The sequence below is a fragment of the Xanthomonas sp. WHRI 10204 genome (assembly GCF_040202875.1).
In the GTDB taxonomy this organism is placed as follows: domain Bacteria; phylum Pseudomonadota; class Gammaproteobacteria; order Xanthomonadales; family Xanthomonadaceae; genus Xanthomonas.
On record NZ_JBEGDW010000002.1, the window covers coordinates 1,250,581 to 1,264,309 of the forward strand.

11 protein-coding genes and 1 other RNA gene are annotated in these 13,729 nt (G+C 66.9%); 4 read left to right on the forward strand and 8 right to left on the reverse strand.

The genetic code is table 11. From position 1 onward, the window contains the following. Positions 1-110: 110 nt before the first annotated feature. Together rnpB and rsmI are read right to left on the reverse strand one after the other, a co-directional pair. Positions 111-463: RNase P RNA component class A (gene rnpB / locus ABQZ00_RS16355), an RNA gene on the reverse strand. Between the two features lie 143 nt (positions 464-606). Beyond that, positions 607-1,428: a 16S rRNA (cytidine(1402)-2'-O)-methyltransferase gene (rsmI, locus tag ABQZ00_RS16360; protein WP_055850904.1), complete on the reverse strand. Its 822-nt coding sequence runs from the start codon at positions 1,426-1,428 to the stop codon at positions 607-609. Positions 1,429-1,510: 82 nt separating this feature from the next. Here rsmI and ABQZ00_RS16365 point away from each other — a divergent pair, with 82 nt between their 5' ends. From ABQZ00_RS16365 to ABQZ00_RS16380, 4 genes are read left to right on the forward strand one after another with little or no spacing between them, the layout of a single operon-like run. Continuing rightward, positions 1,511-3,241 carry a penicillin-binding protein activator gene (locus tag ABQZ00_RS16365; protein WP_323538754.1) on the forward strand — a complete coding sequence of 577 codons (1,731 nt, stop codon included), beginning with the start codon at positions 1,511-1,513 and terminating at the stop codon, positions 3,239-3,241. A gap of 3 nt (positions 3,242-3,244) precedes the next feature. Next, positions 3,245-3,613 (forward strand): YraN family protein, encoded by a 369-nt coding sequence (locus tag ABQZ00_RS16370; RefSeq protein ID WP_115553028.1) that lies wholly within the window; start codon positions 3,245-3,247, stop codon positions 3,611-3,613. Positions 3,614-3,642: 29 nt separating this feature from the next. After that, positions 3,643-4,182: a metal-dependent hydrolase gene (locus ABQZ00_RS16375; RefSeq protein WP_323538753.1), complete on the forward strand. Its 540-nt coding sequence runs from the start codon at positions 3,643-3,645 to the stop codon at positions 4,180-4,182. Beyond that, positions 4,179-5,564, forward strand: coding sequence for an FAD-binding oxidoreductase (locus ABQZ00_RS16380; protein ID WP_323538752.1), 1,386 nt, complete (start codon positions 4,179-4,181; stop codon positions 5,562-5,564). Before ABQZ00_RS16375 ends, ABQZ00_RS16380 begins: the two co-directional genes overlap by 4 nt. Before the next feature lie 13 nt (positions 5,565-5,577). Here the strand turns inward: ABQZ00_RS16380 and ABQZ00_RS16385 are convergent, their stop codons facing one another. From ABQZ00_RS16385 to ABQZ00_RS16410, 6 genes are all read right to left on the reverse strand, one after another. Next, complete coding sequence (locus tag ABQZ00_RS16385; RefSeq protein ID WP_055850891.1) at positions 5,578-6,294, reverse strand: response regulator; 717 nt, start codon at positions 6,292-6,294, stop codon at positions 5,578-5,580. Next, the gene (locus ABQZ00_RS16390) at positions 6,284-8,944 is read right to left on the reverse strand and encodes a DUF4118 domain-containing protein (RefSeq protein ID WP_115553025.1); all 2,661 of its coding nucleotides are present in this window, start codon (positions 8,942-8,944) and stop codon (positions 6,284-6,286) included. Before ABQZ00_RS16390 ends, ABQZ00_RS16385 begins: the two co-directional genes overlap by 11 nt. Before the next feature lie 76 nt (positions 8,945-9,020). Then, complete coding sequence (gene kdpC / locus ABQZ00_RS16395) at positions 9,021-9,674, reverse strand: potassium-transporting ATPase subunit KdpC (RefSeq protein ID WP_323538751.1); 654 nt, start codon at positions 9,672-9,674, stop codon at positions 9,021-9,023. Positions 9,675-9,677: 3 nt separating this feature from the next. Next, the gene (gene kdpB, locus ABQZ00_RS16400) at positions 9,678-11,726 is read right to left on the reverse strand and encodes a potassium-transporting ATPase subunit KdpB (protein ID WP_323538750.1); all 2,049 of its coding nucleotides are present in this window, start codon (positions 11,724-11,726) and stop codon (positions 9,678-9,680) included. Positions 11,727-11,734: 8 nt separating this feature from the next. After that, a complete protein-coding gene (gene kdpA / locus ABQZ00_RS16405; protein ID WP_323538749.1) occupies positions 11,735-13,549 on the reverse strand; it encodes a potassium-transporting ATPase subunit KdpA in 1,815 nt (604 codons plus the stop codon). Positions 13,550-13,564: 15 nt separating this feature from the next. Next, positions 13,565-13,657 carry a potassium-transporting ATPase subunit F gene (locus ABQZ00_RS16410; protein WP_006452907.1) on the reverse strand — a complete coding sequence of 31 codons (93 nt, stop codon included), beginning with the start codon at positions 13,655-13,657 and terminating at the stop codon, positions 13,565-13,567. Between the last annotated feature and the right edge of the window lie 72 nt (positions 13,658-13,729).

The window sequence follows — 13,729 nt, forward strand, 5'->3', positions numbered from 1 at the left end:
CGACACAGCCGCGGGGTTCTGGCATGCCCGGAGCGGGGCCCGCGTTTTGTACTGCCGCAGGCGGTACGAAGCGTGGGCGCCTTAAGCTTTGGGCGATGCCCAAAGCAAGGCGGCGGAGCCGGCCGATAAGCCGGGTTCTGTCGTGGACAGTCATTCGTCTAGGCGCTACGTCACCGCAGCGCTCAAGCAACCTACCCGGATCCAGCGCGGGCCACGCCAATGGATCCCTATTTGGTCTTGCTCCAGGTGGGGTTTGCCGTGCCGGTCCGTTACCGGACTCGCGGTGCGCTCTTACCGCACCATTTCACCCTTACCACGCGCCTCTTGCGAGGCCGTTCGGCGGTATCTCTCTGTTGCACTTTCCGTCGGCTTGCGCCGCCCAGGCGTTACCTGGCACCTTGCCCTATGGAGCCCGGACTTTCCTCGGCACTCTTGCGAGTGACGCGACTGTCTGGCCGACTCCGCCGGGGCGCATTCTACGCTATCGCCACAATCCAGAACGGCGCAGCGTTTCCAACCTGCAATTGACCGTAGGAGCGCACCCGGGCGCGACAGCCTTACCGAGAAAGCGTCATCGCCGATCACAGTGCGCTCGCGACCACCACACTAGCCGCCATACAACGCCTTGCGCGGCGCACCGGTCAGCTCGGCGGCGAGCTTGGCGGCGGTGGAGGGCGGCAAGTGTTCGGCGAGTTTGGCGTAGACGCGGCGGCCTTCGGCGAGTTGGCCTTCGGCGGCGTCGGCGGCGCCCTGCACCATCACCACGAACTCGCCCTTGCGCTGGTTGTCGTCGGCTTCGACCTTGGCCTGCAACTCGGCCAGGCTGCCGTCGAGCACGGTTTCGAACAGTTTGGTCAGCTCGCGGGCGATCACCGCCGGGCGGTCGTCGCCGAAGGCGAAGCGCAGGTCGGCCAGCGAGTCGACGATGCGGTGCGAGGATTCGTAAAACACCAGGGTGCGGGTCTCACCGGCCAAGTGCGCCAGCCGCTCCCGGCGCGCAGCGCTCTTGGCCGGCAGAAACCCCTCGAAGCTGAAGCGGTCGCTGGGCAGACCGGCCACGCTGAGCGCGGCAATCGCCGCGCAGGCGCCCGGCACCGGGCTGACCTTGATGCCGGCGGCGCGGGCGGCGCGCACCAGCTTGAAGCCGGGGTCGCTGACCAGCGGGGTGCCGGCGTCGCTGACGATGGCCAGCGACTCGCCCTCGCGCAGGCGCGCCACGATGCGTTCGGACATGGCCTCTTCGTTGTGGTCGTGCAGGGCCAACAGCGGGCGGTCGATGCCGAAATGGCTGAGCAATTGGCGGGTGTGGCGGGTGTCTTCGGCGCAGATCGCGGCCACGCCGCGCAACACCTCCTGCGCGCGCGGCGACAGGTCGGCCAGGTTGCCGATCGGCGTGGCGACCACGTGCAGGGTTCCAGGGGACATCATCAGCGGTCTTCCGGGGGCAAAGGGTAGAATCGTAGCGGTTTTCAACGGACCGCCCTGGCGGCCCCTGTCCAATGGATCTGAAATGAACAAGCGTGTTGCAAGGATCTCCGCCCTGTCGTTGCTGGTCATGCTGGCGGCCGGTTGCGCCACCAGCAGCGTCACCCAGACTGCCTCGCCGACGCAGAGCGCGGCGCTGGCGTTGCTGGACCAGGGCAAGCCGCGCGAAGCGGCGCAGCAGCTGGAAGCCGAAGCCGCCGGTGCCAGCGGTGCGCAGCGCAGCCGTCTGCTGGCCGCGGCCGCATTCGGCTGGCACGACGCCGGCGATGACGCCCGCGCACGCACGCTGCTGGCGCAGGTTAACGCGCGCCATCTGAGCGGCGAAGAGCGCGCCCGCTTCGGGCTGCTCACCGGCGAGCTGGCGGTGATCGACAAGCAGGCCGAGCAGGCGCTGCAAGCGCTGGGCGACAGCCCGCAGGGGCTGACCCAGCCGCTGCAGACGCGCTGGCTGGTGGCCCGCGCCGCCGCACTGGAAGCCACCGGCGACCTGTTCGGCGCCGCCGCCGACCGGGCACGCGCCGATGCCAGCCTGACCGGCATGCCGCGCAGCGACAACCAGCGCGCCATCGTGCGTCTGCTGGCGGCGCTGGACGATGCCACGCTCAAAGGACGCACCGCCGCGCTGCCGGCCGGCGACCCGCTGTACAACTTTGCCGGCCGCGCGTTGATCAGCCGCGGCCTGGCGTTGCCGCGCGCATTCGATCGCGATGCGCAATGGGGCTTCGACACCAGCAAGCGTCCGCCGGCCGAGCGCGACGGTTACCGCCCGCCGGTCAAACTGGCAGTGCTGCTGCCACTCACCGGCAATCTGGCCACCGCCGCCGCGCCGGTGCGCGATGGGCTGCTGGCTGGCTACTACGCCGAAACCCGCCGCCGCCCGGAGGTGCAGTTCTTCGACACCGCCGGCACCGCCGCCGGTGCCAACGCCGCCTACGACAAAGCCGTGGGCGCCGGTGTCGATTACGTGGTCGGCCCGCTAGGTCGCGACGAAGTCAGCGCGTTGTTCGCGCGCGGCCAGCTTGCCGTGCCGGTGCTGGCGCTCAACCGCCCCACCGACAACAAGGCGCCGCCCGCTGGCAGCGCAGGCTTCTCGCTGGCACCGGAAGACGACGGCATCATGGCCGCCGAATATCTGCTCTCGCGCGAACGTCGCAATGTGCTGATCGTGGGCACCGGCGACGACAACGGCAAGCGCACCATCAAGGCCTTCCGCGACCGCTTCACCGAACGCGGCGGCAAGGTCGCCGGCAGCATCAGCGTGGCCGATGCACCGGGCGACATCGGTGCGCAGCTGCGCAACTACGGCACTGCCGATGCGGTGTTCCTGGCGGTGCGCGGCAATACCGCGCGCGCGCTGGCGCCGCAGCTGGCCTTGAGCGGGTTTGCCGGCAAGTCGCGCGTGGGCACCTCGCAGTTGGTGGCCGGCACCGGCAAGGTCGAAGACGACCTGGCGCTGGACGGCATCATCTACCCCAGCGAAACCTGGACCGCACTCGGCGTCTCCGGCCTGCCGGCGGCCAGCCAGGTCGCCAGCACCCTGCCCAGCGCACGCGGCCCGGCCGCACGCCTGTTCGCGTTCGGCTACGACGCCTGGAAGATCAGCGCGTATCTGGAAAAGCTCGCCACCGGCACCGACGGCGGCCTGCGCGGCGCCACCGGCACCTTGCATCTGGACGGCTTCGGCAATGTGCTGCGCACCCCGGCATGGTCCACCTTCAACGGTGGCCGCCCGGTGCCGATCGCCGACGGCCGCTAAGTCATGCCGGCAGCGCGCCAGCAACGCGGTGCGGCAGTGGAAGCGGCCGCACGCGTGATGCTGGAGCAGGCCGGCTTGCGCCTGGTGGTGAGCAATGCCAACTACCGCGGCGGCGAACTGGATCTGGTGATGCGCGACGGGCCGGCGCTGGTGTTTGTCGAAGTGCGTTACCGCCGCGACACCCGCTTCGGCGGCGGCGCGGCTTCGGTGGATGTGCGCAAACGCCGCAAGCTGGTATTGGCGGCGCAATTGTTTCTTGCCTCTCACCCTGCACTGGCAGCGCTGCCGTGTCGCTTCGACGTGGTCGAAGCCAGCGGCGAACCGCCGGTGCTGCACTGGATCCGCGACGCCTTCCGCGCCGACGATTGCTGATGCTTCAGAAGCTCGACTAACGACGTTCGATGCCAACCATCATGACCCACGCCGCAGTGCCGCTGGCACTTTGGTATGCCAGTGAACGCGGACGCATTTCGCCGCGCTTGCTCGGTGCCGGCATCGTGGCGGCGATGCTGCCCGATGCGGATGTGCTGGCGTTTGCGTTGCACGTTCCGTATGCCGATGCGTTTGGTCACCGCGGTGCCAGCCATTCGTTGTTGTTCGCCAGCGTCATCGCACTGCTCGGCGCGGCGGCACATCGCAGCCTGCGTGCGGATGTCGTGCAGGCAGCGGTGTGGCTGTTTGTCTGCACCGCATCGCACCCGATCCTGGATGCGATGACCTCCGGCGGGCTCGGCGTGGCGTTGGCCTGGCCGTGGAGCGAAACGCGCTGGTTCGCGCCGTGGCGGCCGATTCGCGTCTCGCCGTTCGCCAACGGATTTTTCAATGCGCGCGGCTTGAACACGCTGCTCTCCGAGCTGCGTTGGGTCTGGCTGCCGCTCACCGTCGCAGCGCTGGGATTTCGATGTATCCAGCGCGCGGCACCACAGGATCACCCGCAATGACCGATGTACTTCCCACCGCGCTAGCCGAGCTGTTGGCCGCGCGGCTTGGACCCGATGGCTGGTTGACTGCCGACGATGCGCGCCGCCGTTATGGCGAAGACGATTCGCGTCGCTGGGCATTGCCCGCCGCGGTGGCGCTGCCGCGCGATACCGACGACGTGGTGGCGATCGTGCAGGCATGCCGCGCGCATGGCGTGCCGATCGTGGCGCGCGGTGCGGGCACCGGCACCACCGGCGCGGCGGTCCCGTTTTCCGGCGGTGTGGTGGTATCGATGGCGCGCATGAATCGCATCATGGCATTGCGCCCGGAAGACCGCTGCGCCGTGGTGCAGCCTGGCGTGCTCAATGGCGATCTGCAGCAGGCCTTGCAGCCGCATGGCCTGTTCTGGCCGCCGGATCCGTCCAGCGCAGAGATCTGCAGCATCGGCGGAAATTTATCCACCAACGCCGGTGGTCCCCGCGCGGTGAAGTACGGCGCCACCCGCGACAACGTGCTCGGTCTGGTGGCGGTGACCGGCACCGGCGATGTCATTCGCTGCGGCGGTGCGTACACCAAAAATTCCACCGGCTACGACCTCACCCATTTACTGGTTGGCAGCGAAGGCACACTGGCGATCATCGTCGAAGCGACTTTGAAGCTGACCCCGCGTGCAGTTGCGCAAGCCGGGCTGCGCGCGTTGTACCGCGATGCCGCCAGCGCTGCGGCCGCGGTGTCGCGGCTGATGGCGCAACCCACCACGCCGACCATGCTGGAATTCATGGATGCCAGTGCGATCGCGTTACTGCGCCGCAATGGCAGCGACGTGCCCGAGGCTGGCGCGATGTTGTTGATCGAAGCCGATGGCGATCACGACACGCTGCCTTACGCATTGCAGGCCTTGCACGATGCCGCCGATGGCGAGGGCGTGCTCAGCCTGGACATCGCCGCCGATGGCAGCGCGCGCGACAAACTGTGGGCCGCACGCCGTGCGTTGTCGCCCGCATTGCGCACCATCAAGCCCGGCAAGATCAACGAAGACGTGGTGGTGCCGGTGTCGCGCATCCCGGAGCTGGTTGCAGGCGTGGAAGCGCTGGCGGCGGAATTCGCGCTGCCGATCGTCGCCTTCGGCCATGCCGGCAACGGCAACCTGCACGTCAACATCATGTACGACCCGGACGATGCCGATGAAAACGCGCGCGCGCATGCGGCATTACCGCGCGTCTTCGCGCTGGTGCTGTCGCTGGAAGGCACGCTCTCCGGCGAGCACGGCATTGGCGTGGCCAAGCGCGATTTCATGACCCAGGCCTTCAGCGCACCGACGCTGGCGGCGATGCGCGCGATCAAGGCCGCGCTGGATCCGGATGGGATCTTGAATCCGGGCAAGGTACTGCCGCCGGCCTAGTGCGGGTATTGCTTCAGCGCGTCACACCGATAAAGCGCAGCCCCACGCCCGGTTCGGTGACGATGTAATGCGGGTCGGCAGCGTCGTCGTGCAGTTTCTGGCGTAGCTTGCCGACCAGGATGCGCAGGTAGTGGGTGTCCTCTTCGTGCGTGGGGCCCCACACTTCGCGCAGCAATTGCGGTTGCGTCACCACGCGGCCGGCATGTTTGAGCAGCAGCGCGAGCAAGGCGTATTCCTTGCGACTCAGCGGGATGGCTTCGCCATTGAGGGTGACTTCGCGCAGGCCCAGATGGATGTGCAGGCGGCCATCGTCGAACACGCTTTCTTCCACCGTGTTGCCGGCACCGGCCTGACGCAACAGCGAGCGGATGCGCGCCATCAGTTCCTGCACGCCGAACGGTTTGGTGACGTAGTCGTTGGCGCCGGCATCGAGTGCGGCGACCTTTTCGGTTTCGCCGGCGCGCACGGTGAGCATGATCACCGGCACGTTGGACCACTGGCGGATCTCGCGCAGCACTTCATGGCCGTCGCGGTCGGGCAGGCCGATATCCAGCACCACCAGTTCGGCGCCCTGCCCGGCCAACAACGCAAGCCCTTCTTCGCCGGTGCCGGCCTGCAGCACGCGGTAGCCCTGCGCGCGCAGGCTGATATCGAGAAAACGGCGGATCTGCGGCTCGTCGTCGACGATCAGCACGCGGGCGGGCGGGATGGCAGTGGTGTCAGTCGGCATCGGGACGAGGTGGCGCGGCAGGAACGAGCAGCGGCAGCGTAATGCGGATCGTGGTGCCGTGACCATGCGCGCCTGCCAACGCTTCGACGCTGCCACCGTGTGCGCCGATCATGCCCTGGCAGATGGTCAGCCCCAGGCCGGTGCCGTGACGGCCGCGGTCGCCGCGTTCGACGCTGTAAAACATGTCGAAGATGCGCGCGCGCTCGTCCTCGGGAATGCCCGGGCCCTGGTCGCCGATATCGATCTGCAAGGCGCCGCTGCGCAGCTGCGCCTGCACGGTAACGGCCATGCCTGGTGGCGAAAACTTCGCTGCATTCTCCAGCACGTTGAAGATGGCCTGCTCCACCAGCGCCGGGTGCACCCAGATCGCCGGCAGGTCGGCCGCCAGGTCCAGTTGCAGGCGCACATCCGGTTGGTAGCGCTGCAGGCGGCGGGTGGCCGAGCCGATCAACTCGTCCACGCCGATCCAGTCGCGATTCAAGGTCAGCCCGGTGTGGCCGAGCTTGGTCATGTCGAGCAGGTTCTGGATGTAGCGATCCAGCCGCTCGCCTTCGAGCTGGATGGTGTCGAGCAAGGCGTGGCGATCCTGCGCATCCATCGCATCGCCATAACTGGCCAGGCTGCTGGCCGAGCCGATCATCGAGGCCAGCGGCGAGCGCAGGTCGTGCGAGACGGACGACAGCAATGCCGAGCGCAGGCGTTCGGTTTCGCCGCTCACGCGTGCGCCTTCCAGGTCGGCGACCAGCCGCGTGCGCAGCGCGGCCTGGCCGATGTCGTCCACCATCGCTTCGGCCAGCCGACGTTGCTCCAGGCCAGGACGCTGCACGGCCTGCCGGAAGCGCAGCGCCGCCACGCCCAGGCTGCCGCGCTCGTGGCGTACCGGCAGGCACCACCATTGCGCACCGGCCAGCGTATCGGTGAAGCGGCCCGCAGGTTGCCCATGCCGCTGCGTCCACTCCGCCGCGCTGCGGTCGAGTGCGCCGAAGCTGGCCGGTGCATCGCTTTCGCGTTGCTCCAGGCGCAGCCAGACCTCGGCATCCAGTGCGGTGGTCAATGCACGGCGGCCGGCTTCCAACACCTGGCCGAGATCGGCGGCCGTGCTGAGCTGGCGGCCCAGCGCCTGCAGCGCGTTGGCATGCGCATTGGCCGCACGCAGCGCCAACACCTGGCTACGCAGCCGCGAGGCCAGGCGCCCGGCGACCAATGCCGCAATCAGGAACAGGCACACCGTCACCACGCCCTGGCGCGCACTGATGTGCAAGGTGAAGCGCGGTTCGATGAAGAAGAAGTTGTAGGCGACAAAACTCAGCAATGCCGCGATCACCGCAGCGGCCATGCGCGTGCGCGACGCGACCAGCACCACAGCGACGATGAACACCATCGACAGATCGTCGATATCGGTCCAGCGCTGCAACAGCCACGCCACAGCCACCGCACCGGCGGCGGCGATGGCGGCAAAAGCCAGGTCGTAGCCTTGCAGCCAATGGCGTGGATTGCGCCAGCGCTGACGCGCGCGTGCACGCGCATCGGCGGAGCTGACGATGACCAGTTCGTAATGCGCGCCACGTTGCAGCAATTGCTGGGTCAAGGTGCGGTTGAACATGCGCGCCAATGGGCGCTCGCGGGTGCGCCCGAGCACCAGTGTCGACACGCCGTTTTGCGATGCGAAATCCAGCAAGGCCTCGGCGACATTGGCGCCATGCAGCAACGCGGTGTCGCCACCCAGGCGACGCGTCAGTGCGAAGGCGCGGTCGATCTCCAGCTGCCAGCCGGCATCGGCCACGGTGCGCGTCTGCACGGTGACCACCGTCCACGGCGCATCGCGGCGTTCGGACAATCGCCGCGCCACCCGCACCAGATACTCCGAACTGCCACGCCCATCGATGGCCACCACCACACGGCGGCGCAGTGCGGCGGTACCGGGCAACCCACGCGCGGCCTGGGTATCGCGCAGATCGCTGTCGACGCGATCGGCGGCGGTCTGCATCGCCAGTTCGCGCAGCGCGGTCAGATTGGATGGCGAAAAAAACGCCTGCAAGGCCTGCGTCGCCTGTTCGGGCAAATAGACCTTGCCCTGCTGCAGGCGCTCGATCAGTTCGCGCGGCGGCAGATCCACCAGCACGATGTCGCGCAGACGATCGAACACCGCATCGGGCACCGTTTCGGACACACGTACGCCAGTGATGCGCAGCACGATGTCGTTGAGGCTTTCCAGGTGCTGGATGTTGACCGTGGTGTAGACATCGATGCCGGCATCCAGCAGTTCGACGATGTCCTGCCATCGCCGCTCGTGACGGCTGCCGGGCACGTTGCGATGGGCCAACTCGTCGATCAGGGCCAGGCGCGGTTTGCGCGCCAGCAGCGCATCCAGGTCGAGTTCTTCCAGCGTGCGGCCCTGGTAGCTCACGCGTGTGCGCGGCAACAGCGGCAAGCCGTCCAGCAACGCAGCGGTTTCGCTACGCCCGTGGGTCTCCACAATGCCGGCCACCACGTCCATGCCCTGCCGCAAGCGCTCGCGCGCCCGCGACAGCATGGCGTAGGTCTTGCCCACGCCGGGCGCCGCGCCCAAAAACACCGTCAGGCGCCCGCCGTGTTCGCGTTGCAGTTCGCCGATCAGCGCGTCGGCTTGTTGGGTGCGGGCGTCAATCATCGGGAATGCGGAATGGGGGATCGGGAATCGGGAATCGGGAATCGGGAATCGCAAAGACTACAGCTGCACGATGATCCTAGTGCTTTTGCTTCACCCCATTCTCTATTCCCGTTTCTCCATTCCCAGCCTGATCCAACGCAAGATTCAACGCCAGCACATTCACCCGCGGCTGGCCAAGCAGACCGAACTGTGGCGCTTCGGTGGCGCTTTGCAGCAGTGCGGCGACGCGTTGCTCTGGCCAGCCGCGCGCGGCGGCGATGCGGCGTACCTGCACCTGCGCGCCCGCCGGGCTCAGATGAGGGTCCAGGCCGCTGCCGGATTGGGTCAGCAACTCGCTCGGCACCGCATCCGGTGCAATCCCGTCGCGTGCGACGACCTCCGTGCGCGTGGCGACGATGCGTGCCTGCAGGTCGGGATTGGAGCGCGCCTGATTGCTGCCGGCCGCCGCAGTGAGGTCGTATTTGGCGGCCGATGGACGCGGCTGGAAATAACGCGCAGCAGTGAACGGCTGCGCGACCAAGGCCGAGCCGACCACGCGCGTGTCCTGGCGCAGCAACGAGCCGTGCGCCTGGGCCGGAAACAACGCGCCGGTGATGCCGGTAGCGATCAGCGAATACGCCAGACCCAAGCCGAACAGGATGAACAGCGCGAGGATCACCGAGGCGCGTAACGCACCGTCGTCGCGCAACGGCAGCGCAGTGGAACGCGTATGAGTAGAAGACGTGGTCATGGCTCAGGCACCCAGGGTGGCGACAAGCGCCAGATCGATCAGCTTGATGGCGGCAAACGGCAGCACGATGCCGCCCAGCCCGTAGATCAGCATGTTTCGGCGCAACAAGGCGGTGGCGCTGGATGGACGAAACCGCACGCCGCGCAAGGCCAGCGGAATCAACGCCGGAATGATCAGCGCATTGAAGATCAGCGCCGCCAGCACCGCATGCCGCGGGCTGGACAGCTGCATCACGTTGAGCGCGGCCATCGAGGGAATCGCTGCCGCAAACAGCGCCGGCAGGATCGCGAAATACTTCGACACGTCGTTGGCCAACGAGAAGGTGGTCAACGCACCGCGCGTGATCAACTGCTGCTTGCCCACTTCGACCACCGCCAACAGCTTGGCCGGATCCGAATCCAGATCCACCATGTTGCCGGCTTCCTTGGCCGCCTGCGTGCCAGAGTTCATCGCCAGGCCCACGTCGGCCTGCGCCAGCGCCGGTGCATCGTTGGTGCCGTCGCCAACCATCGCCACCAACCGACCACCAGCTTGCTCGGCACGGATGCGTGCCAGCTTGTCCTCCGGGCGCGCTTGCGCGATGTAATCGTCCACGCCGGCTTCTGCGGCAATGGCGGCAGCGGTGAGCGGGTTGTCGCCGGTGATCATCACCGTCTTGATGCCCATCGCACGCAGCTGTGCGAACTTTTCCTTGATGCCCTGCTTGACCACGTCGCTCAATTCGACCACGCCGAGCACATGCCGGCCTTCGGCGACCACCAGCGGTGTGGCGCCGCCGCGTGCCACTTCTTCGATACGCCCGTTCAACTCCGGCGACACCGTGGCGCCCTGTGCTTGCACATACGCCACGATGGCATCGCCGGCGCCTTTACGAATTGCGCGGCCGGGCAGATCGACACCCGACATGCGCGTCTGCGCGGTGAAAGCGATGAAATGCGCAGCTTCCGGTTCCACGGCCACGGCACCTTGTTGGCGCGCGAGTTTGACGATGGACTTGCCCTCCGGCGTGGGGTCGGCCAGCGAGGCCAGCATCGCGGCATCGCGCAGCTGCGCACGGTCGATACCGGCCAACGGATGAAACGCGGTGGCCTGGCGGTCACCGTAGGTAATGGTGCCGGTCTTGTCGAGCAGCAGCACGTCCACGTCGCCAGCCACTTCCACCGCCTTGCCGGATTTGGCCAGCACATTGGCCGACAGCGCACGGTTCATGCCGGCAATGCCGATCGCCGGCAACAGGCCGCCGATGGTGGTCGGGATCAGGCACACCAGCAATGCGATCAGCAGCAGCGGGTCCAGCGTGACGCCGACAAAGCCTGCGATCGCCGGCAGCGACGCCACCACGATCAGGAAGGTCAACGTCATTGCGGCCAGCAACAACGTCAGCGCGATTTCATTCGGCGTCTTCTGCCGATTGGCGCCTTCCACCAGCGCGATCATGCGATCCAGAAAGCTGTGGCCGGGTTCGGCCGTGACCTTGAATACGATCTCGTCGGACAGCACCCGTGTGCCGCCGATCACGCCACTGCGATCGGTGCCGGCTTCGCGCAGCACCGGTGCCGATTCGCCGGTCACCGCCGCTTCGTTGATGGTGGCAAGGCCGCGCACGATCTCGCCATCGGCCGGGACGAATTCGCCTTCGGATACCATCACGTAATCGCCCGGACGCAGCTCGGCCGCCGACACGCGGGTTTCGCGCCCACCCAATGCGGTTTCGACGCGGCGCGCGATCAGGTCCTTGCGCGCACGGCGCAACGATGCGGCCTGCCCACGGCCACGTGCTTCGGCAATGGCTTCGGCAAAATTGCCGAACAACACGGTGACAAACAAGATCACCGTCACTGCCCAGCCAAAACCGGCATTGCCATAGCCACTGGCGGTGATCACCGCTGCCAGCAGCGTGCCGCCCATCACCACCGCCATCACCGGGCTACGCAGCAGATGCCGTGGCGATAGCTTGATAAAGGCCGCACGCATCGCTGCGATCAGCACCGCAGCATCGAACAACGCTGCGTCACCGCGCTCGCGTTTTTCAGTTGTATCGATCGTAGACATGCTCATTCTCAGGACGCCGCCAGGGCGAGGTGTTCAGCGATGGGGCCCAGCACCAGTGCCGGCATGAACTGCAGCACGGTCAGCACGAGCACGATCGCCATCAAGGTCAGCGCAAAGGTGGGTGTTTCCACCTGCAGGCTGCCGGCCGATTCGGGCGCGCGCCGCTTTACCGCCATGCGTGCAGCCACCATCAACGGCAAGATCAAGGCCGGGTAGCGGCCCAGGGCCAGCACCACCGAGCAACTCAGATTCCACCAATACGTGGCATCGCCCAGCCCTTCAAAACCCGAGCCGTTGTTGGCGAAAGCCGAGGTGTACTCATAGAACACCTGGCTGATGCCGTGGAAGCCCGGATTGGAATTGCCGGTCAATGCCGGTACCGCCAGTGCCACCGCAGTAAAGCCCAGTACCACCAGCGGCTGCAACAAAATCAGCAGTGCCAGCAACTGCACTTCGCGCGCTTCGATCTTGCGGCCGAACAATTCGGGCGTGCGCCCGGTCATCAAACCGGCCAGAAACACGCTCAATAACAGGTACACCACAAATTGCTGCAGACCGCAGCCGATGCCGCCCCAGATGGCGTTGATCAGCATATCCACCAACGTGACCAGACCACTCAGCGGCGCCAGCGAGTCGTGCATTGCATTGACCGAGCCATTGGACGTCTGCGTGGTCAACGCCGCCCAGAGCGCGGAAGCATCGGCGCCGATGCGCACTTCCTTGCCTTCCATCAGGGCCGGCGAGGCGGCACTGGCCGAATGCGCTTCGGACCACATCAACAAGGCCGTGGAGGCAGCCGACATCGTCAACATTGTGCCGAACACCAAGGCAGTGAGTCGCTTGCGCCCGGTCAGATAACCGACCATGAACACCACGCTCATCGGCAGCAGCACCAGTGCCAGGGTTTCCAGCACGTTGCTCAACGGCGTGGGGTTTTCCAATGCCACCGAACTATTGGGGCCATACCAGCCACCGCCGTTTGTGCCGAGCTGCTTGACCGCCACCATCGCTGCCACCGGTCCCACCGGAATGGTCTGCGTGGTCATGCCGGCGCTGCTATCCAGCGGCGCGGCAGTAGCCGCGCCTTGCAGCGTGGATGGCACGCCTTGCCAGCCGAGCAACATGGCCCACACCAGAGACAGCGGCAACAGCACGCGCACGCTGGCACGGATGACGTCGGCCCAGTAGTTGCCGACATCGGCCTCGGGCAGCGCCTCTGCGCCAGACGTTGGCTGCTGCCCTGCATGGCGCGCCAACGCCATCTCCGGCTCGTCCCGCCCGGCCACCACTGCCCGGTCGCTCGCTGTCGCGTCCGATGCCGACGCGCCATCGGACACGCGTGCGACGGCGCGCCCACCGAACAACGCGCGCAAGGTCGCCACCGCCAACGCCAGACCCATCATCGGCGTTACCACCTGCAGGCCGACGATGCCGGTCATCTGCGCCAGATACGACAGCTGCGCCTGGCCGGAATAATGCTGCTGATTGGTATTGGTGAGGAACGACACCATGGTGTGCAGCGCGGTATCCCAACGCATGTTGGGGATGCCATCCGGGTTGAGCGGCAGCCACGCCTGGGTCATGAACACGCCCCAGGTCAGCAGCCCGACCACCAGGTTGCTGAGCAGAAACGCGATGGTGTAGCCGCGCCACGACATGCCCTGCTGCGGGCGGGTGCCGAGCAATGCGTACAACGGCCGTTCGATCCAGCCGAACAGCGCATCGCCACGCATCGGCGCACCGCGCATCACTGCCGCCAGATACCGGCCAAGAGGCCACGCCAGCACGATGGCCAGCGCATAAACAAGAAAGGTTTCACTCATTGGAGCGCACTCGCATCAGAAGTCTTCGGGCCGCAGCACCACGTACAACAGGTAGGCGGCGGCAACGAGTACGGCCACGCCGCACAGCAGGGACAACCAGGCAGGCATGTCGGCTACTCCCCGTGACGCGCACAAGGGCGCAAGGCCGCTGCGCTGCGCGCGGGCGCATGCGGCAGCTGC

Excerpts from the sequence above, each read along its gene's own strand:
- ABQZ00_RS16380 (WP_323538752.1), top strand. The coding sequence starts at position 4,179 with ATGACCGATGTACTTCCCACCGCGCTAGCCGAGCTGTTGGCCGCGCGG.
- ABQZ00_RS16410 (WP_006452907.1), bottom strand. The coding sequence starts at position 13,657 with ATGCCTGCCTGGTTGTCCCTGCTGTGCGGCGTGGCCGTACTCGTTGCC.
- ABQZ00_RS16375 (WP_323538753.1), top strand. The coding sequence starts at position 3,643 with ATGCCAACCATCATGACCCACGCCGCAGTGCCGCTGGCACTTTGGTAT.
- kdpB (WP_323538750.1), bottom strand. The coding sequence starts at position 11,726 with ATGTCTACGATCGATACAACTGAAAAACGCGAGCGCGGTGACGCAGCG.
- ABQZ00_RS16385 (WP_055850891.1), bottom strand. The coding sequence starts at position 6,294 with ATGCCGACTGACACCACTGCCATCCCGCCCGCCCGCGTGCTGATCGTC.
- kdpC (WP_323538751.1), bottom strand. The coding sequence starts at position 9,674 with ATGACCACGTCTTCTACTCATACGCGTTCCACTGCGCTGCCGTTGCGC.
- kdpA (WP_323538749.1), bottom strand. The coding sequence starts at position 13,549 with ATGAGTGAAACCTTTCTTGTTTATGCGCTGGCCATCGTGCTGGCGTGG.
- ABQZ00_RS16365 (WP_323538754.1), top strand. The coding sequence starts at position 1,511 with ATGAACAAGCGTGTTGCAAGGATCTCCGCCCTGTCGTTGCTGGTCATG.
- ABQZ00_RS16370 (WP_115553028.1), top strand. The coding sequence starts at position 3,245 with ATGCCGGCAGCGCGCCAGCAACGCGGTGCGGCAGTGGAAGCGGCCGCA.
- rsmI (WP_055850904.1), bottom strand. The coding sequence starts at position 1,428 with ATGATGTCCCCTGGAACCCTGCACGTGGTCGCCACGCCGATCGGCAAC.
- ABQZ00_RS16390 (WP_115553025.1), bottom strand. The coding sequence starts at position 8,944 with ATGATTGACGCCCGCACCCAACAAGCCGACGCGCTGATCGGCGAACTG.